This window comes from Streptococcus sp. 959 (assembly GCF_013277075.1).
In the GTDB taxonomy this organism is placed as follows: Bacteria; Bacillota; Bacilli; order Lactobacillales; family Streptococcaceae; genus Streptococcus; species Streptococcus pseudopneumoniae_C.
Genome location: NZ_VMMF01000013.1, coordinates 75,857 through 94,807 on the forward strand (window position 1 = coordinate 75,857; position 18,951 = coordinate 94,807).

An 18,951-nucleotide genomic window follows, 5' to 3' on the forward strand; every position below is an offset into this window, starting at 1 on the left:
CTGAAAATACCGTTTTATCGCTACCAATAGATATTGTACCGACAAGTAAAGGTGCTTCACATCGCTTTTGCTAGAAGATTCAAATAGTTCTTGCATATTTGCAATAATCTCAGCTTTTGTTTTATCAGAGAAATGAACAACTTCGCTAAAGTTTTGCTTACTAAAAACCTTTTACATAGTATTAACATCTTCTAATAGGTACTGTTCTTGTTGATGTTTCACCTGTTTTAGTGTAAGGACTGCCAGAATGTTTATATCACCAACGGCCATTCGATTGAAACCAACTGCCATTGGAGTGACTATAAGCCTAGGGAGAGATAGATTCTTGAGCAGAAACTGGATTATTTACTGGTAGTGTTGCCACTAGACTCAATAAAGCAACTGATGACAATAAAATTTTTTTCATAATCATATTGTCCTTTCTGTGTTATGTTTGATATAATCATATCACAAATAAAAAAACAGTTTTTATTTTTTGCAGAAATGGAAGAGGAATAGTATGGAAAATTTTGGAGCAGTTTTAAAGGATATCCGTATTTCAAAAAATTTTCGTCTTAAAGATTTGGCTTGTGATAAGATTAGTGAGTCAACTATTTCTCGTTTCGAAAATGGGATTACAAAATTATCTATTGATCATTTTTATATTTTGTTAAATCGCCTGGGGATATCATTTTCGGAATTTGAAGAATTAGTTCATTGCTATTATTCCAAAAAAGAATGCTTTTTTGAAGAACTAGAACATGCTGTAAACTCTTCAGATATCATTTTGTTACAAGAACTAATAAAGAAAATAGAGCTAAAACAAAAGCAGGAAAAAAGTTTATGCAATTTTCACATAAAATTGATTGCTGAACAACAGATTAATCGCCTTGCAAACCTTCCTTACAATGCATCTAAATGTAATGAGCTAATCAAGTATTTGCTTTCTGTAGATAATTGGATGGAGTATGAACTGAAAATTTTCTATAATTCAGTGTTTTTTATGAATACTAAGACCATAAGCTTACTATATAGAGTAGTAATCAAGAAAACACGACATTTTTTAAAAACAGATATGGGAACACATAGAGTAATTCCTTTATATTTATTTAATTTAGAATTATTATTAAAAAATAATTTATTAGATAGCGCTCAATTTTTTATAGATGATTTAGACAATTTACTGACTAGACAAGGATATTATTTTGAAAAGAATTATTTACTTTTTTTAAAAGGTATTTATCTCATAAAAATGAATCAAGTAGAGTTAGGTAAAAAAGAATGTTCCAAAGCTATGAAAATATGTAAGGAATATAATGATAGTGTCACAATAGAGAAATTAAACAAGATCTTTAAATCAGATTTTGTTATTTAATTGGTTAGAAGAATTTGTCTGTAAGATAAAGTTAGACAGAAAATGAGATAAAATAAAAAGGATAGCCTCTCTGCGGTGAGATGTTATCCTTTTTGATTGTGAAACTATTGCAAATTAACCTTGTTTCTCAAGATGTGATAAGTTCCTAGATAGTAGATGGCTATAAGAATAACTTCTTCCAGAATAGTCATGATAATGCCCATCTGGAATTGATCAGCTCCTCCAGAGGTTGATGGGAAGTAGAAACCAGGGTTAGAACGATAGAAGAGTTCAATAAAGCCAACGACGATTTGGATACCAATGTAGGCTACAATTGACAGTGCAGTACGATATTCATTGAAAAGCTGTCCAATGGAAATAGCCAAGTAGATGCAGAGGATTCCAGAAATGGTATTTAGTAGGAAGGATATCCCCATAAGAGAGAGTTGAGGAAGGTGTGTTCCTATAAATGGAATCAAGTCAGAAGTTGCAAACCAATTTGGAGCCGTTAGAGTCAGAACAATAAAAGCACTTAGAGCTAGTACAGCAGTGCTAATCACAGACCAGATAAAGGCACCAACTAGTTTGGCTGTGATGATATGGTGTTCAGAAACTGGCAAGGTTAAAGTCAGATAGCCTTGTCGATCATAGACACTTCCTTTGAATCGTTTAATAATCAAGAAGATAGTTGAAATCGCAAGTGTAATCATCAAACCACCAAAGACAGTAGCTAGAAAAACAAGTAGAACAGATAGATTTTTTTCAGGTAGTTTGATTAAGGATTGTGCTTGTATCCCGATAAGGGCAGAAAGGAAGAGCACGGCAGCGTAGAGGGCTAAATACCACTTGTTGACATTTTTAAATTCGTAGCGGACTAAATTCCAAAACATAATAATCTCCTTTGCTTAGGCCTTAAATTCCTGACGGAAGAGTTGGTCAATGGATTCACCTGACTCGTAGCGAATATCATCTACATTACCTTGGCGGACGACTTTTCCATCTTTTAGGAAGACAATTTCATCCAAGATTGGCTCGATATCAGAAATCAAGTGGGTAGAAATCAAAACGGTAGAAGTTGGGGAGTAGTTGTTGATAATGGTATTGAGGATATAATCACGAGCAGCAGGGTCTACCCCACCAATGGGTTCGTCCAGAACGTAGAGGCGGGCATCACGGCTCATAACCAAAATCAGTTGTACCTTTTCCTTGTTTCCTTTTGATAATTTCTTGAGACGACTATTTTCATCAATGCTTAGGTCTGCAAGCAGATGATGGGCGCGTTCCAGATTGAAATCTTTATAGAAAGTCTTGAAGTAGGTTAGGGCTTCTTTGACCTTCATTTGCTCATTGAGATAGGTCGTATCAGGCAAATAAGCTACGATGGCCTTGGTTGCTGGGCTTGGGTCCATGTCGTTGATGAGGACACGTCCTTGATCTGGTTGTAAGAGGCCATTGATTAGTTTAATCAGGGTTGTTTTTCCTGAGCCGTTTGGCCCAAGGAGACCAACAATTTTTCCAGCTGGGATGTCAAGAGAAACATTTTCAAGGGCTGGGGTTGCTCCATAAGATTTGGATACATTTTCAAATGCTAGTAATGACATAGGCTTAAACTCCTTTAATATAATCGCCGACTACGCCTGGTAGTTCTTCTTTTTCATAGCCAAAATGGGTCATGGAGGAAACGAAGTGTTCCAATTCTTCTTCTGATAGTTGTTTGCGCGATTGGGCGATCAGCTCCTTATCCTCAGTTACAAACCGTCCAGTTGTGCGCTTGCTGTAGACAAATCCTTCTCGTTCGAGGTCTGACAAGGCCCTTTGGATGGTGTTGGGATTGACACCAGCCTCGCTCGCTAGTTCCCTCACGGTTGGAAGTTGTTGATTGGGTTCCAGTGTATGGGAAACAATCTGAAGCTTGATTTTCTCCATAATCTGTAAATAAATGGGTTTTTTATTGTCAAATGTCCAGGACATCTTGTTCTCCTTTCTGTCATCTCTTTGTCTTAATTAAATAATACAACAAAACAAAAAACTTGTCAAGTAAAAAGAAGAATTGTTTTGGGAATCGCTTAAAAAATGGTATAATGAAAAGAAAACGATAAGGAGGGAAAGGATGCGTTGTCCAAAATGTGGGGCTACCAAGTCAAGTGTTATCGATAGTCGCCAAGCAGAAGAAGGGAACACCATTCGTAGAAGACGTGAGTGCGATGAATGCCAGCACCGTTTTACAACCTACGAGCGAGTAGAAGAAAGAACCTTAGTGGTTGTTAAAAAAGATGGCACACGAGAACAGTTCTCCAGAGATAAAATCTTTAATGGAATTATCCGCTCAGCCCAGAAACGTCCTGTGTCAAGTGATGAAATCAACATGGTAGTCAATCGTATCGAACAGAAACTCCGTGGTCGAAATGAAAATGAAATTCAAAGTGAGGACATTGGTTCACTCGTCATGGAGGAGTTGGCTGAACTGGACGAGATTACCTATGTACGTTTTGCCAGCGTCTATCGTAGTTTTAAGGATGTCAGTGAGTTAGAGAGCTTGCTCCAACAAATCACCCAGTCCTCTAAAAAGAAAAAGGAAAGATAAATGAAGCCAATTGACCGTTTTTCTTATCTAAAGAATAATCGGGTGTCGCAAGATACCTCATCTCTGGTACAGTGCTACCTCCCGATTATCGGTCAGGAGGCACTGAGCCTTTATCTTTATACCATCAGTTTTTGGGATAATGGCAGAAAGGAATACCTCTTTTCAAGCATTCTCAATCATCTCAACTTTGGGATGGACAGACTTTTAAAATCCTTGAAAATCCTATCTGCTTTCAATCTTTTGACCCTCTATCAAAAGGGGGACGTTTATCAGCTAGCTATCCATGCTCCTCTCTCGAGTCAGGACTTCTTAGAACATCCTGTTTATCGCAGGCTTTTGGAGAAAAAGATTGGCGATACAGCTGTGGAGAATTTGAAAGTTGAAAGTACTGATGGAGACGAAATACCTGTCTCACTCAATCAAGTCTTTCCAGACTTGGCAGAACTAGGTAGTCAAGAAGACCTTGGTATCAGGAAGAAAGTGGCCAACGATTTTGACTTGGACCATTTTCGTCAGCTCATGGCTCGAGATGGGCTTCGTTTTGCGGATGAGCAGTCAGATGTTTTGAACCTGTTTGCCATTGCGGAGGAGAAGAAATGGACTTGGTTTGAGACCTATCAATTGGCCAAGTCAACAGCTGTTTCCCAAGTCATTTCAACCAAACGCATGCGGGAAAAAATCGCTCAAAAACCTGTTTCCTCTGACTTTAGTCCTAAGGAAGCAACTATTATCAAAGAAGCTAAAAGTAAAACTGCCCTGCAGTTCTTAGCAGAAATCAAGCAGACACGCAAGGGAATCATTACCCAAACAGAAAGAGAACTTTTGCAACAGATGGCTGGCTTGGGCTTGCTGGACGAAGTCATCAACATCATTCTCTTATTGACCTTTAATAAGGTGGATTCGGCAAATATCAATGAGAAATATGCCATGAAGGTAGCCAATGACTATGCTTATCAAAAGATTCATTCGGCAGAAGAGGCAGTCTTGCGTATCCGTGAGAGAGGGCAGAAGAGTCAGGCTCAAAAAAGCAGTAACCCTAGTCCTTCCAAGTCCAATGTACCCAAGTGGAGCAATCCAGATTATAAAAATGAAACCAGCGAGGAAACTCGTCTGGAACTAGAACGTAAAAAACAAGAACTATTAGCGCGATTAGAAAAAGGAGGAGATTAGATGGAAAGTGTCGGAGACGTACTCAAGCGTCAACCTAGCCGTTTTCATTATCAAGATTTGGTCCAGAAAATCATGAAGGACCCTGATGTTGCGGCCTTTATCCAGCAAGAATCCTTGACTCCAGAGGAATTAAATCGCAGTATCTCCAAGTTTAATCAGTACATTACCGAGCGTGACAAATTTCTCCGTGGGGATACGGATTATATTGCCAAAGGCTACAAGCCGATTTTGGTTATGAATCATGGCTATGCGGACGTTTCTTACGAAGAAACTCCTGAACTAATCGCAGCTGAAAAAGAAGCGGCTATTAAGAACCGTCTCAAGTTAATCAATCTGCCAGCTAGTCTCAGGAAAGCTAGTTTAGCTCAAGTTGACTTGGATGATTTGGGGCGCTTGCCAGTTTTTGAAAAGCTATTAGCCTTCGTGGAGCAATATCCAGCTATTCGAAAAGGTCTTTACTTGTATGGAGACTTTGGTGTAGGTAAAAGTTTCATGGTGGCTGCCCTAGCCCATGACTTATCAGAAAAACGTGGTGTTTCATCAACTCTCCTCCACTATCCTAGCTTTGTCATTGATGTCAAAAATGCTATCGGTGATGGTAATGTCAAGACCTTGGTGGATGAGATTAAGCTGTCTGAAGTTCTGATTTTAGATGATATTGGTGCCGAGCAATCAACAGCTTGGGTACGTGATGAAATCCTGCAAGTCATTCTTCAATATCGGATGCAGGAGGATTTACCGACCTTTTTCACATCCAATTTCGATTTTGAAGATTTGGAGAAGCATTTTGCTAAAGGGAAGCATGGAAATGACGAAACCTGGGAAGCCAGACGGGTCATGGAACGCATCCGTTATTTGGCTGAGGAGACTCGTTTAGAAGGAGTGAACCGTCGATGACAGAAACAATCAAATTAATGAAGGCTCATACTTCAGTGCGCAGGTTTAAAGAGCAAGCCCTTCCTCAGGAAGACTTGACTGAAATCCTGACAGCAGCCCAGATGGCCTCGTCTTGGAAGAATTTCCAATCCTACTCTGTGATTGTGGTGCGAAGTCAAGAAAAGAAAGATGCCTTGTATGAATTGGTGCCTCAAGAAGCCATTCTCCAGTCAGCTGTTTTCCTTCTCTTTGTCGGAGATTTGAACCGTGCAGAAAAGGGAGCCCAGCTTCATACTGATACTTTCCAACCTCAAGGTGTAGAAGGTCTCTTGATTAGTTCAGTCGATGCGGCTCTTGCTGGACAAAATGCCCTGCTGGCAGCTGAAAGCTTGGGCTATGGTGGTGTCATTATTGGCTTGGTGCGGTACAAGTCAGCAGAAGTGGCAGAGCTCTTTAACCTGCCTGACTACACCTATCCTGTCTTTGGGATGGCACTAGGTGTGCCAAATCAAAATCATGATGTGAAACCAAGACTGCCACTAGAGAATGTTGTCTTTGAGGAAGAATACCAAGAACAGTCAACTGAGGCAATCCAAGCTTATGATCGTGTACAGGCCGACTATGCTGGAGCGCGTGCGACCACAAGCAGGAGTCAGCGCCTAGCAGAACAGTTCGGTCAAGCTGAACCAAGCTCAACTAGAAAAAATCTTGAACAGAAGAAGTTATTGTAGAAAGTGAGAAATTATGGCCCTACCAACTATTGCCATTGTAGGACGTCCCAATGTTGGGAAATCAACCCTATTTAATCGGATCGCTGGTGAGCGAATCTCCATTGTAGAAGATGTCGAAGGAGTGACACGTGACCGTATCTATGCAACGGGTGAGTGGCTCAATCGCTCTTTTAGCATGATTGATACAGGAGGAATCGATGATGTCGATGCTCCTTTCATGGAACAAATCAAGCACCAGGCAGAAATTGCCATGGAAGAAGCAGATGTTATCGTCTTTGTCGTGTCTGGTAAGGAAGGAATTACCGATGCGGACGAATACGTAGCCCGTAAGCTTTATAAGACCCACAAACCAGTTATCCTCGCGGTTAACAAGGTGGACAACCCTGAGATGCGAAATGATATCTATGATTTCTATGCTCTCGGTTTGGGTGAACCCCTGCCTATCTCATCTGTCCATGGTATCGGTACAGGGGATGTGCTAGATGCCATCGTAGAAAATCTTCCAAATGAATATGAAGAAGAAAATCCAGATGTCATTAAGTTTAGCTTGATTGGTCGTCCCAATGTTGGAAAATCAAGCTTGATCAATGCTATCTTGGGAGAAGACCGTGTCATTGCCAGTCCCGTTGCTGGAACAACTCGTGACGCCATTGATACCCACTTTACAGATACAGATGGTCAAGAGTTTACCATGATTGATACGGCTGGTATGCGTAAATCTGGTAAGGTTTATGAAAATACCGAGAAATACTCTGTCATGCGCGCCATGCGTGCTATTGACCGTTCAGATGTGGTCTTAATGGTCATCAATGCGGAAGAAGGCATTCGTGAATACGACAAGCGTATCGCAGGATTTGCCCATGAAGCTGGTAAAGGGATGATTATCGTGGTCAACAAGTGGGATACGCTTGAAAAAGACAACCACACTATGAAAAACTGGGAAGAAGATATCCGTGAGCAGTTCCAATACCTGCCTTACGCCCCGATTATCTTTGTATCAGCTTTGACCAAGCAACGTCTCCACAAACTGCCTGAGATGATTAAGCAAATCAGCGAAAGTCAAAACACACGTATTCCATCAGCTGTCTTGAACGATGTGATTATGGATGCTATTGCCATTAACCCAACACCGACAGACAAAGGGAAACGCCTCAAGATTTTCTATGCGACTCAAGTGGCAACCAAACCACCAACCTTTGTTATCTTTGTAAACGAAGAAGAACTTATGCACTTTTCTTACCTGCGTTTCTTGGAAAATCAAATCCGTAAGGCCTTTGTCTTTGAAGGAACACCAATCCATCTCATCGCAAGAAAACGTAAATAAAAAAGTAGAATCTGGAATGACATTTCCAGATTTTTTTGATAGAATGAAGTTGAAGAAAACGCTATCAAATAGAGAGGGGGCTGGTGATGAAACATTTGTTTAAATTGATAATCTTATTTCCCTGGTTTTACTTTTTCAGCTGGATTGAAAAGGCCAATAGAAATAGTAAATTTTTCCCAATTTTTTACTATTTTTACTGGTTTTACATCCCCCTCTATGCTCTTTTTAGCCTTGCTTGGACAGTTATTTCAGTTCTGTTTTTCAATATCGTCTTGAGAAATTTGACAGATATCAAGTTATGGGGCATTTGGTTTCTTTTTATTCTGCTAGCTATTGGTATGAATAGGTTAACTTATTTCTGTTTCAAAAAAATGCTTCGCTTGAGACGAGAACTAGGGAAGTCTAAAGCGGGGAGACATTGATTTATATTGGTAATAACATTTAATAGAACGAAACTAAAGAAAACAATGTCAAAGAGGAGGTGTCGATGATGGAACATTTGTTTAAATTCTTACTTTTAGCACCTTACTTTTATTTTGATAACTGGATTGAGAAGGCCAACAGAAATAGTAAATTTTTCCCAATTTTTTACTATTTTTACTGGATTTACATCCCCCTCTATTCTCTTTTTAGCCTTGCTTGGACAGTTGTTTCAGTTCTGTTTTTCAATATCGTCTTGAGAAATGTGACAGATATCAAGTTTTGGGGCATTTGGTTTCTTTTTATTCTGCTAGCTATTAGTATGAATTGGTTAACTTATTCCTATTTCAAAAAAATGTTTCGCTTGAGACGGGAACTAGGGAAGTCTAAAGCAGGGAGACATTGATTTATATGGCTTTTATTGATAGGAGGTAGCTTATGGAACATCTAAAATCATTTATTACACGCTATTCCAAGGTTTATATTGGTTTAGTTCTGCTGATCTGGCTTGCTTTCTTCTTTCTTCCTTGGGATAAAGAAGTTCTGGGAATATCTATCAATCTCTTCAGTATGCAGAAAATCTTGCTAGTTTTTGGTATTCTGTCCATTTTGATGGCCTTGCTATCCAAGAAAGTCAGTCTCTTTGTTTTTGGACTGATCTGTTGTCTTTCTCTTTGGATCAACCTATTTATTCTATTTGCTATTTTGCCGATTTTTGGCAATTAAAGTATCATAAAAGTCAGAGAGGTTAGCTTGGAAACTAGCCTCTTTTTCCTTTTCAAAATGGGGATTCTTCCTTGAAAATAATCAGTAATTGTGCTAAAATTAAAAGAACATTCTAAAATATTCGGAATTTAAAGTAAGGAAAAACATGGCTAATATTTTAAAAACAATTATCGAAAATGATAAAGGAGAAATCCGTCGTCTGGAAAAGATGGCTGACAAGGTTTTCAAATACGAAGACCAAATGGCTGCTTTGACTGACGACCAACTAAAAGCAAAAACAGTTGAATTTAAAGAACGTTATCAAAATGGAGAATCACTGGATTCGTTGCTTTATGAAGCATTTGCGGTTGTCCGTGAGGGTGCTAAACGTGTCCTAGGTCTCTTCCCATACAAGGTTCAGGTCATGGGGGGAATCGTTCTTCACCATGGTGACGTGCCAGAGATGCGTACAGGGGAAGGGAAAACCTTGACTGCGACCATGCCGGTATACCTCAATGCCCTTTCAGGTAAAGGGGTCCACGTAGTTACGGTCAATGAATACCTATCTGAACGTGACGCGACTGAGATGGGTGAATTGTACTCATGGCTCGGCTTGTCAGTAGGGATTAACTTGGCTGCCAAATCTCCAATGGAGAAAAAAGAAGCCTATGAGTGTGATATTACTTACTCAACCAACTCAGAAATCGGGTTTGACTACCTTCGTGACAACATGGTCGTCCGTGCTGAAAACATGGTACAACGTCCGCTTAACTATGCCTTGGTCGATGAGGTTGACTCTATCTTGATTGACGAGGCTCGTACACCATTGATCGTATCAGGTGCTAATGCGGTTGAAACAAGTCAGCTCTACCACATGGCAGACCACTATGTAAAATCTTTGGACAAAGACGACTACATTATCGATGTGCAGTCTAAGACCATTGGTTTGTCAGATTCAGGGATTGACAAGGCTGAAAGCTACTTCAAGCTTGAAAACCTCTATGATATCGAAAACGTTGCTTTGACTCACTTTATCGATAATGCCCTTCGGGCCAACTACATTATGCTTCTCGATATTGACTATGTGGTCAGCGAAGAGCAAGAAATCTTGATTGTCGACCAATTTACAGGTCGTACCATGGAAGGTCGTCGTTATTCTGATGGATTGCACCAAGCCATTGAAGCAAAAGAAGGTGTGCCAATCCAGGATGAAACCAAGACATCTGCCTCAATCACTTACCAAAACCTCTTCCGTATGTACAAGAAATTGTCTGGTATGACGGGTACAGGTAAGACTGAGGAAGAAGAATTCCGTGAAATTTACAACATTCGTGTTATTCCAATCCCAACAAACCGTCCTGTTCAACGTATTGACCATCCAGACCTACTTTTTGCTAGCATTGAAGCTAAGTTTAAAGCGGTTGTTGAAGACGTTAAGGCTCGTTACCAAAAAGGTCAGCCTGTCTTGGTTGGTACAGTAGCTGTTGAAACCAGTGATTACATTTCTAAGAAATTGGTCGCAGCTGGTGTTCCTCACGAAGTCTTGAATGCTAAGAACCACTATAAAGAAGCCCAAATCATCATGAATGCTGGTCAACGTGGTGCCGTTACCATCGCAACCAACATGGCCGGTCGTGGTACCGACATCAAGCTTGGTGAAGGGGTTCGCGAACTTGGAGGACTTTGTGTTATTGGTACAGAACGTCATGAAAGCCGTCGTATCGATAACCAGCTTCGTGGACGTTCAGGTCGTCAAGGAGACCCAGGTGAGTCACAATTCTACCTATCTCTTGAAGATGATTTGATGAAACGTTTTGGTTCTGAACGCTTGAAGGGAATCTTTGAACGCTTGAATATGTCTGAAGAGGCGATTGAGTCTCGTATGTTGACACGTCAGGTCGAAGCAGCGCAAAAACGTGTCGAAGGAAATAACTACGATACTCGTAAACAAGTTCTTCAATACGATGATGTCATGCGTGAACAACGTGAGATTATCTACGCTCAACGTTACGACGTTATCACTGCAGATCGTGACTTGGCACCTGAAATTCACTCTATGATCAAACGCACGATTGGTCGTGTCGTTGATGGTCATGCGCGTTCAAAACAAGATGAAAAACTAGAGGCAATTTTGAACTTTGCTAAGTACAACTTGCTTCCAGAAGATTCTATTACTATGGAAGACTTGTCAGGCTTGTCTGATAAGGCAATTAAGGAAGAACTTTTCCAACGTGCCTTGAAGGTTTACGATAGTCAAGTTTCAAAACTACGCGATGAAGAAGCAGTCAAAGAATTCCAAAAAGTCTTGATTCTACGAGTTGTAGATAACAAGTGGACAGATCATATCGATGCCCTTGATCAATTGCGTAACGCGGTTGGACTTCGTGGCTATGCTCAGAACAACCCTGTTGTTGAGTATCAGGCAGAAGGTTTCCGTATGTTTAATGACATGATTGGTTCGATTGAGTTTGATGTGACACGCTTGATGATGAAAGCACAAATTCATGAACAAGAAAGACCACAAGCAGAACACCATATCAGTACAACAGCGACTCGCAATATCGCTGCCCACCAAGCAAATATGCCAGAAGATTTGGATTTGAGCCAGATTGGACGGAATGAACTTTGCCCATGTGGTTCTGGTAAGAAGTTTAAAAACTGTCACGGTAAAAGACAATAAAATGAGATAGTTTAGAGGCGGATACCTTGTGAAAAGTAAATTTTTACTTGGTATCCGTTTGCTTTATAAGGAGATGAGTTATGGTATTTACAGCAAAAAGTCCTAAAATTAATATTGAAGAAGTTCGTGCCTTATCAAAATTAGAAGGCCAAGCTTTGGAGAGAAAATCACAGCGCGATCAAGAGCTAGAAGCCATTATACGTGGAGAAGACCAGCGAATTCTCTTGGTAATCGGGCCATGCTCATCTGACAATGAAGAATCTGTCCTTGAGTACGCTAAGCGTTTGGCAGTCCTACAAGAAGAAGTCTCAGACCGTATCTTTATGGTTATGCGTGTTTATACTGCCAAACCTCGTACTAATGGAGATGGTTACAAGGGCTTGATTCACCAGCCTAATGCGACAGAAGCACCAAGCCTCATCAACGGAATCAAAGCTGTTCGCCATCTTCACTATCGTGTCATTACAGAAACAGGCATGACAACAGCTGATGAAATGCTTTATCCTGAAAATCTTCCACTTGTGGATGATTTGATTTCTTATATGGCAGTTGGTGCTCGTTCAGTTGAAGACCAGCAACACCGCTTTGTGGCAAGTGGGGCAGATTTCGCGACTGGTTTTAAAAATCCAACCTCTGGAAATCTCAATGTTATGTTTAATGGGATTTATGCTGCTCAAAACAAACAAAGCTTCCTTTTCCTAGGAAAAGAAGTGGAAACAACTGGGAACCCGCTTTCGCACGCCATTCTTCGTGGAGCGATTAATGAGTATGGTAAGAATATTCCTAATTACTACTATGATAATTTGATGGATACCATTGCCCAGTATGAGAAAATGGGCTTGGAAAATCCCTTTATCATTGTGGATACCAATCATGACAACTCTGGTAAGCAATATATGGACCAGATTCGAATTGTCCGCCAGACCTTGATTAACCGTGATTGGAATGAAAAAATCAAGCAGTACGTTCGTGGTTTTATGATTGAGTCTTATCTAGAAGACGGCCGTCAAAACGAACCAGAAGTATTTGGCAAGTCTATCACAGATCCTTGCCTTGGCTGGGAAAATACGGAAGCCCTTGTCAGAGAAATCTACCAAACGCTAGGAGAATAAGATGGCATTTATTGAAAAAGGTCAAGAAATCGATATTGAAGCAATCAAGGCAGAAACCCAATTGTCTGCGGAAGCATTGCGCCTAAAGGAGCGCCGTGACAGAGAATTGGCAGACATCATTTCAGGAGAAGATGACCGAATCCTCTTGGTGATTGGTCCGTGCTCTTCTGACAATGAAGAAGCTGTCTTGGAATATGCTCGCCGTTTATCAGCCTTGCAAAAGAAGGTGTCGGATAAGATTTTCATGGTTATGCGTGTTTATACTGCTAAACCACGCACCAACGGAGACGGCTATAAAGGGTTGGTTCACCAACCCGATACCTCTAAGGCTCCAAGTTTGATTAACGGTTTGCAGGCTGTTCGTCAGTTGCACTACCGCGTGATTACAGAGACTGGTTTGACAACGGCAGATGAGATGCTTTATCCATCAAATCTGGTCTTGGTAGATGATTTGGTTAGCTACCATGCTGTGGGGGCTCGTTCTGTGGAAGACCAAGAGCACCGCTTTGTGGCTTCAGGAATTGATGCACCAGTGGGGATGAAAAATCCAACCTCAGGAAATCTTGGGGTTATGTTTAACGGTATTTATGCTGCTCAAAACAAACAAACCTTCCTCTTCCATGGTCAAGAAGTTGAAACTTCAGGAAATCCCTTGGCTCACGTTATTCTTCGTGGCGCAGTCAATGAATATGGGAAAAATGAGCCTAACTTTTACTATGAAACCCTGCTAAATACCATTGAACGTTATGAGACAATGGGGCTTGAAAATCCCTTTCTCCTCATTGATACCAACCATGATAACTCAGGCAAGCAATATATGGAACAGATTCGAATTGTTCGCCAGACCTTGCAAAATCGTGATTGGAATGAGAAGATTAAAAAGACGGTTCGAGGCTTTATGATTGAATCCTACCTAGCAGATGGTCGTCAAAATCAACCAGAGGTCTTTGGTTGCTCTATTACAGATCCTTGCCTAGGTTGGGAAAATACAGAGGCCTTGGTAGAAGAGATTTATGCTACCTTGACAAAATAAGTGAAAAGGATGGAGTTGGGGAATCTCAACTCCTTTTGATGAGAATGATAGTTGGACACGGAATTGATATCGAGGAATTGGATTCGATAGAAAGCGCAGTTACACGACATGAAGAATTTGCTGAGCGCGTGCTGACAGCTAAGGAAATGGAGCGGTTTAACAGTCTTAAAGGGCGCAGGCAGATTGAATATTTGGCTGGTCGCTGGTCGGCTAAAGAAGCCTTTTCCAAGGCTATGGGAACGGGCATTGGCAAGCTCGGTTTTCAGGATTTGGAAGTCTTGAACAATGAACGCGGGGCGCCTTATTTTAGTCAGGCACCATTTTCAGGAAAGATTTGGCTGTCTATCAGCCATACAGATCAGTTTGTGACAGCCAGTGTCATTTTGGAGGAAAATCATGAAAGCTAGTCCACATAGACCAACCAAGGCTCTGATTCATCTGGGAGCTATTCGACAAAATATTCAGCAAATGGGGGCTCATATCCCTGAAGGAACGCTCAAATTTGCAGTAGTCAAGGCTAATGCCTATGGTCATGGGGCTGTTGCCGTTGCCAAGGCGATTCAAGATGATGTTGATGGTTTTTGCGTTTCCAATATTGATGAAGCTATTGAACTCAGACAGGCTGGACTCAGCAAACGAATCCTTATTTTAGGAGTTTCTGAAATCGAAGCTGTTTCTCTTGCTAAAGAATACGACATCACCTTGACTGTGGCCGGACTGGAGTGGATCCAATCACTCTTAGATAGGGAAGCAGACCTAACTGGATTGACAGTCCACCTCAAGATTGACTCAGGAATGGGACGGATTGGTTTTAGAGAGGCTGGTGAAGCTGAGCAGGCTCAAGACTTGCTTAAACAACACGGTGCTGGTGTTGAAGGAATTTTTACCCACTTTGCTACTGCAGACGAGAAATCAGATGACTACTTTAATGCCCAGTTAGAACGGTTTAAAACTATTTTGGCCAGTATGAAAGGTCTTCCAGAGCTGATACATGCCAGCAATTCGGCAACGACCCTTTGGCATGCAGAGACTATTTTTAATGCGATCCGTATGGGAGATGCCATGTATGGTCTTAACCCTAGCGGCGAGGTCTTGGACTTGCCCTATGACTTGACTCCAGCCTTGACCTTGGAGTCTGCTCTGGTTCATGTCAAGACAGTTCCAGCTGGAGCTTGCATGGGCTATGGAGCCACCTATCAGGCAGATAGCGAGCAAGTCATCGCGACGGTGCCAATCGGCTATGCAGATGGTTGGACACGAGATATGCAGAATTTCTCCGTCTTGGTAGATGGCCAAGCTTGCCCAATCGTCGGTCGGGTTTCTATGGACCAAATTACCATTCGTCTGCCTAAACTTTATCCGCTGGGGACAAAAGTTACACTAATTGGTTCCAACGGGGACAAGGAAATCACGGCTACTCAGGTAGCAGCCTACCGCGGGACTATTAACTATGAGGTGGTTTGTCTTCTCAGCGACCGCATTCCGAGAGAATATTATTAGAAAAGAAAGGAGTGGAGCATGAATCTACATCAACCCTTGCATGTCTTGCCTGGTGTGGGACCAAAGTCAGCAGAAAAATACGCCAAACTTGGAATTGAAAACTTGCAAGACCTCTTGCTCTACTTTCCTTTCCGTTATGAAGACTTCAAAACTAAGCAAGTGCTGGAACTGGAAGACGGGGAGAAGGCAGTCCTATCTGGTCAAGTCGTGACTCCTGCTAGTGTCCAGTATTATGGTTTCAAGCGCAATCGCCTGCGTTTTAGTCTCAAGCAGGGAGAAGTTGTTTTTGCGGTGAATTTCTTTAACCAGCCCTATCTGGCTGATAAGATAGAGTTGGGAGCAACTCTTGCCGTCTTTGGAAAATGGGACCGTGCCAAGGCTAGTCTAACTGGGATGAAGGTCGTGGCTCAGGTGGAAGATGACCTCCAACCTGTTTATCGTCTGGCTCAGGGAATCAGTCAGGCCAGCTTGGTTAAGGTCATCAAAACGGCCTTTGATCAGGGACTGGACCTCTTGATTGAGGAAAATCTGCCCCAGTCTTTGCTCGATAAATACAAACTCATGTCCCGTTGTCAGGCAGTTCGTGCTATGCATTTCCCCAAGGATTTGGCAGAATACAAGCAAGCCCTTCGCCGTATCAAGTTTGAGGAACTTTTTTATTTCCAAATGCAATTGCAGACGCTTAAGTCTGAAAATAGAGTTCAGGGAAGCGGTCTGGTCCTGGACTGGTCTAAGGAAAAAGTGACAGCAGTCAAGGAAAGCCTTCCTTTTGCCCTGACTCAAGCTCAAGAAAAGAGTTTGCAGGAAATTTTGACCGACATGAAGTCGGACCACCACATGAATCGTCTTTTGCAAGGGGATGTGGGGAGCGGAAAAACGGTAGTCGCTGGCTTGGCCATGTTTGCGGCAGTGACAGCTGGCTACCAGGCTGCTCTCATGGTGCCAACAGAAATTCTTGCAGAGCAACACTTTGATAGTTTGAAGAGTCTCTTCCCAGACCTAAAACTCGCTCTTTTGATAGGTTCCTTGAAAGCTGCAGAAAAGAGAGAAGTCTTGGAGACCATTGCCAAGGGTGAGGCTGATTTGATTATCGGAACCCACGCTCTGATTCAGGATGGAGTGGATTATGCTCGTCTTGGCTTGATTATCATCGATGAGCAGCACCGCTTTGGTGTAGGGCAAAGGCGTGTTCTGAGAGAAAAAGGCGACAATCCAGATGTACTCATGATGACAGCGACTCCCATACCACGAACCTTGGCCATCACAGCCTTTGGCGATATGGATGTTTCCATTATCGACCAGATGCCAGCAGGCCGAAAACCTATTGTGACACGCTGGATCAAGCATGAGCAACTACCTCAGGTCTTGACTTGGTTAGAGGGGGAAATTAAAAAAGGTTCACAAGCCTATGTCATCTCTCCTTTGATTGAAGAATCAGAAGCTCTGGATTTGAAAAATGCCATTGCCTTATCAGAAGAGCTGACGGCTCATTTTGCAGGCAAGGCAGAAGTGGCTCTTCTACATGGTAAGATGAAGAGTGACGAAAAAGACCAGATTATGCAGGAGTTCAAAGAGCGAAAAACAGATATTCTGGTTTCAACGACAGTTATCGAGGTTGGAGTTAATGTTCCCAATGCGACCGTCATGATTATCATGGATGCCGATCGCTTCGGTCTCAGCCAGCTTCACCAGCTCAGGGGTCGTGTCGGTCGGGGAGATAAGCAATCCTATGCTGTTCTCGTTGCCAATCCCAAGACGGATTCTGGGAAGGACCGCATGCGCATCATGACAGAAACGACCAATGGATTTGTCCTTGCGGAGGAAGATTTGAAAATGAGGGGTTCTGGTGAGATTTTTGGAACCAGACAGTCAGGTCTTCCAGAGTTCCAAATGGCTGATATTATCGAAGATTTTCCGATTTTAGAAGAAGCCAGAAAGGTTGCTAGCTACATTAGTTCTATAGAAGGCTGGCAAGAGGATCCGGAATGGCGTATGATTGCTCTTCATCTAGAAAAGAAAGAACATCTAGCTTAAGCTTTCTCTAAGGAAAACTTAAGCTAGCTTTCAGGTTTGGCCCTTATACTAGAGTCATCAGAAAGAAACGAGGACTCTCATATGACAGTAACGATTAAAGTAAATTACCAAACCACTTTCCAAAAGAAAGAAGCAAAAAACTAAGATTGAATAGGAGAAGAAAGGGCGTAACTGCTCTTTTTTCGTTTCTAAAACTACTTTCTGTCAGTAGGTTTGAAGAAAGAAAATCTAAATTCACTTTCTATTTATGCTTCTTTCTTGCATTGCTTTTCTAGATATGCTACAGTTGTGGTAGCGATTACAAAATAAAAGGAGCATGCTATGAAAAATCCAGCTTTGCTAGAAGAAATTAAGACCTATAAAGGTAGGGATGAGGTTCCAGAAGACTTTGATGCTTTCTGGGATGAGGAAGTGAAAAAAGTTTCCACACTTCCAGCCTACCAGTTGGAGGAAAGAGATTTCCATATTCCCCAAGTCAAGTGCTTTGAGCTCACTTTTGAAGGAACAAATGAAGGCAAGGTCTATGCACGCGTTGTTCTTCCAAAGAGTGAGAGTAAAGTCCCAATAATCTTCCATTTCCATGGTTATATGGGACGTGGATGGGACTGGGCCGACATGTTGGCATTCACCGTAGCTGGTTACGGTGTTGTTTCCATGGACGTGCGGGGGCAGTCAGGTTACTCGCAAGACGGCTTGCGATCTCCTCTAGGAAATACAGTGAAGGGGCATATCATTCGTGGTGCTGTGGAAGGTCGGGACCACCTCTTTTATAAGGATATTTATCTGGATATTTACCAGTTGGTCGAAATTATTGCCAGTCTGCCACAGGTTGATGAGAAGCGACTTTCTAGCTATGGGGCCTCACAAGGAGGGGCTCTAGCCTTGGTTGCGGCGGCGCTTAATCCTCGAATTGAGAAAACTGTTGCCATCTATCCCTTCTTGTCAGACTTCAGACGAGTGCTTGAGTTTGGGAATACTAGCGAGGCTTACGACGAACTTTTCCGATATTTCAAGTTTCACGATCCTTTCCATGAAACTGAGGAGGAAATCATGGCGACTCTTGCCTATATCGATGTGAAAAATCTTGCCCATCGTATCAAGGGTGAGGTCAAGATGATTACGGGCTTGGATGACGATGTTTGCTATCCTATTACTCAGTTTGCAATTTATAATCGTCTGACTTGTGATAAGACCTATCGTATCATGCCTGAGTATGCTCACGAAACCATGAATGTCTTTGTCAATGACCAAGTCTACAACTGGCTCTGTGGCAGTGAGATTCCTTTTAAATATGTGAAGTAATGAATGAGAGAGCTCGGTAGCTCTCTTTTTGTATACAGTCTAGTCAGCAAATATTCTAGTTCATATATACTTTGAAATTCATACTCTTCGAAAATCTATTCAAACCAAGTCAGCTTTATCTGCAAGCTCAAAACAGTGTCTTGAGTA

At 41.7% G+C, this 18,951-nt stretch carries 19 protein-coding genes; 16 read left to right on the top strand and 3 right to left on the bottom strand.

Annotated elements, in window-relative coordinates:
• Window positions 1-499 precede the first annotated feature (499 nt).
• Window positions 500-1,354 carry an Rgg/GadR/MutR family transcriptional regulator gene (locus tag HT717_RS04630; RefSeq protein ID WP_049538774.1) on the top strand — a complete coding sequence of 285 codons (855 nt, stop codon included), beginning with the start codon at window positions 500-502 and terminating at the stop codon, window positions 1,352-1,354.
• A 104-nt stretch (window positions 1,355-1,458) separates the two neighbouring features.
• Here the strand turns inward: HT717_RS04630 and HT717_RS04635 are convergent, their stop codons facing one another.
• Genes HT717_RS04635 through HT717_RS04645 form a run of 3 tightly spaced genes read right to left on the bottom strand, consistent with a single transcriptional unit; the run spans window position 1,459 to window position 3,304 of the window.
• Window positions 1,459-2,223: a hypothetical protein gene (locus HT717_RS04635; RefSeq protein WP_049538775.1), complete on the bottom strand. Its 765-nt coding sequence runs from the start codon at window positions 2,221-2,223 to the stop codon at window positions 1,459-1,461.
• Window positions 2,224-2,238: 15 nt separating this feature from the next.
• Window positions 2,239-2,934 carry an ABC transporter ATP-binding protein gene (locus HT717_RS04640; RefSeq protein ID WP_049538776.1) on the bottom strand — a complete coding sequence of 232 codons (696 nt, stop codon included), beginning with the start codon at window positions 2,932-2,934 and terminating at the stop codon, window positions 2,239-2,241.
• Window positions 2,935-2,938: 4 nt separating this feature from the next.
• The gene (locus HT717_RS04645; protein WP_000119149.1) at window positions 2,939-3,304 is read right to left on the bottom strand and encodes a GntR family transcriptional regulator; all 366 of its coding nucleotides are present in this window, start codon (window positions 3,302-3,304) and stop codon (window positions 2,939-2,941) included.
• 139 nt (window positions 3,305-3,443) lie between these two features.
• Here HT717_RS04645 and nrdR point away from each other — a divergent pair, with 139 nt between their 5' ends.
• The 15 genes from nrdR to HT717_RS04720 all read left to right on the top strand — a co-directional run bounded on the left by nrdR (window position 3,444) and on the right by HT717_RS04720 (window position 18,804).
• A complete protein-coding gene (gene nrdR, locus HT717_RS04650; protein WP_001203672.1) occupies window positions 3,444-3,917 on the top strand; it encodes a transcriptional regulator NrdR in 474 nt (157 codons plus the stop codon).
• Complete coding sequence (locus HT717_RS04655) at window positions 3,918-5,087, top strand: replication initiation and membrane attachment family protein (protein ID WP_173304509.1); 1,170 nt, start codon at window positions 3,918-3,920, stop codon at window positions 5,085-5,087. It begins immediately after the preceding gene.
• Window positions 5,088-5,984: a primosomal protein DnaI gene (dnaI, locus tag HT717_RS04660; protein WP_173304511.1), complete on the top strand. Its 897-nt coding sequence runs from the start codon at window positions 5,088-5,090 to the stop codon at window positions 5,982-5,984.
• Window positions 5,981-6,694 (top strand): NADPH-dependent oxidoreductase, encoded by a 714-nt coding sequence (locus tag HT717_RS04665; RefSeq protein WP_173304513.1) that lies wholly within the window; start codon window positions 5,981-5,983, stop codon window positions 6,692-6,694. Before dnaI ends, HT717_RS04665 begins: the two co-directional genes overlap by 4 nt.
• 13 nt (window positions 6,695-6,707) lie before the next feature.
• Complete coding sequence (gene der / locus HT717_RS04670) at window positions 6,708-8,018, top strand: ribosome biogenesis GTPase Der (RefSeq protein ID WP_001207696.1); 1,311 nt, start codon at window positions 6,708-6,710, stop codon at window positions 8,016-8,018.
• Window positions 8,019-8,104: 86 nt separating this feature from the next.
• Window positions 8,105-8,440: a hypothetical protein gene (locus HT717_RS04675; protein WP_173304515.1), complete on the top strand. Its 336-nt coding sequence runs from the start codon at window positions 8,105-8,107 to the stop codon at window positions 8,438-8,440.
• 68 nt (window positions 8,441-8,508) lie between these two features.
• The gene (locus tag HT717_RS04680) at window positions 8,509-8,844 is read left to right on the top strand and encodes a hypothetical protein (RefSeq protein WP_173304536.1); all 336 of its coding nucleotides are present in this window, start codon (window positions 8,509-8,511) and stop codon (window positions 8,842-8,844) included.
• Between the two features lie 32 nt (window positions 8,845-8,876).
• Entirely contained in the window at window positions 8,877-9,164 is a 288-nt protein-coding gene (locus tag HT717_RS04685) for a hypothetical protein (RefSeq protein WP_173304517.1), read from the top strand.
• A 145-nt stretch (window positions 9,165-9,309) separates the two neighbouring features.
• Window positions 9,310-11,823, top strand: a complete 2,514-nt coding sequence (secA, locus tag HT717_RS04690) for a preprotein translocase subunit SecA (RefSeq protein WP_173304520.1) — start codon at window positions 9,310-9,312, stop codon at window positions 11,821-11,823.
• Window positions 11,824-11,903: 80 nt separating this feature from the next.
• Window positions 11,904-12,935, top strand: a complete 1,032-nt coding sequence (locus HT717_RS04695) for a 3-deoxy-7-phosphoheptulonate synthase (protein ID WP_173304522.1) — start codon at window positions 11,904-11,906, stop codon at window positions 12,933-12,935.
• A gap of 1 nt (window position 12,936) precedes the next feature.
• Complete coding sequence (locus tag HT717_RS04700) at window positions 12,937-13,968, top strand: 3-deoxy-7-phosphoheptulonate synthase (RefSeq protein ID WP_173304524.1); 1,032 nt, start codon at window positions 12,937-12,939, stop codon at window positions 13,966-13,968.
• A 44-nt stretch (window positions 13,969-14,012) separates the two neighbouring features.
• Window positions 14,013-14,375, top strand: a complete 363-nt coding sequence (gene acpS, locus HT717_RS04705; RefSeq protein ID WP_238393802.1) for a holo-ACP synthase — start codon at window positions 14,013-14,015, stop codon at window positions 14,373-14,375.
• Complete coding sequence (gene alr / locus HT717_RS04710) at window positions 14,365-15,468, top strand: alanine racemase (RefSeq protein ID WP_173304528.1); 1,104 nt, start codon at window positions 14,365-14,367, stop codon at window positions 15,466-15,468. The genes acpS and alr overlap by 11 nt, the downstream gene beginning before the upstream one ends.
• 18 nt (window positions 15,469-15,486) lie before the next feature.
• A complete protein-coding gene (gene recG, locus HT717_RS04715) occupies window positions 15,487-17,502 on the top strand; it encodes an ATP-dependent DNA helicase RecG (RefSeq protein ID WP_173304530.1) in 2,016 nt (671 codons plus the stop codon).
• Window positions 17,503-17,823: 321 nt separating this feature from the next.
• The gene (locus tag HT717_RS04720; RefSeq protein WP_173304532.1) at window positions 17,824-18,804 is read left to right on the top strand and encodes an acetylxylan esterase; all 981 of its coding nucleotides are present in this window, start codon (window positions 17,824-17,826) and stop codon (window positions 18,802-18,804) included.
• Window positions 18,805-18,951 lie beyond the last annotated feature (147 nt).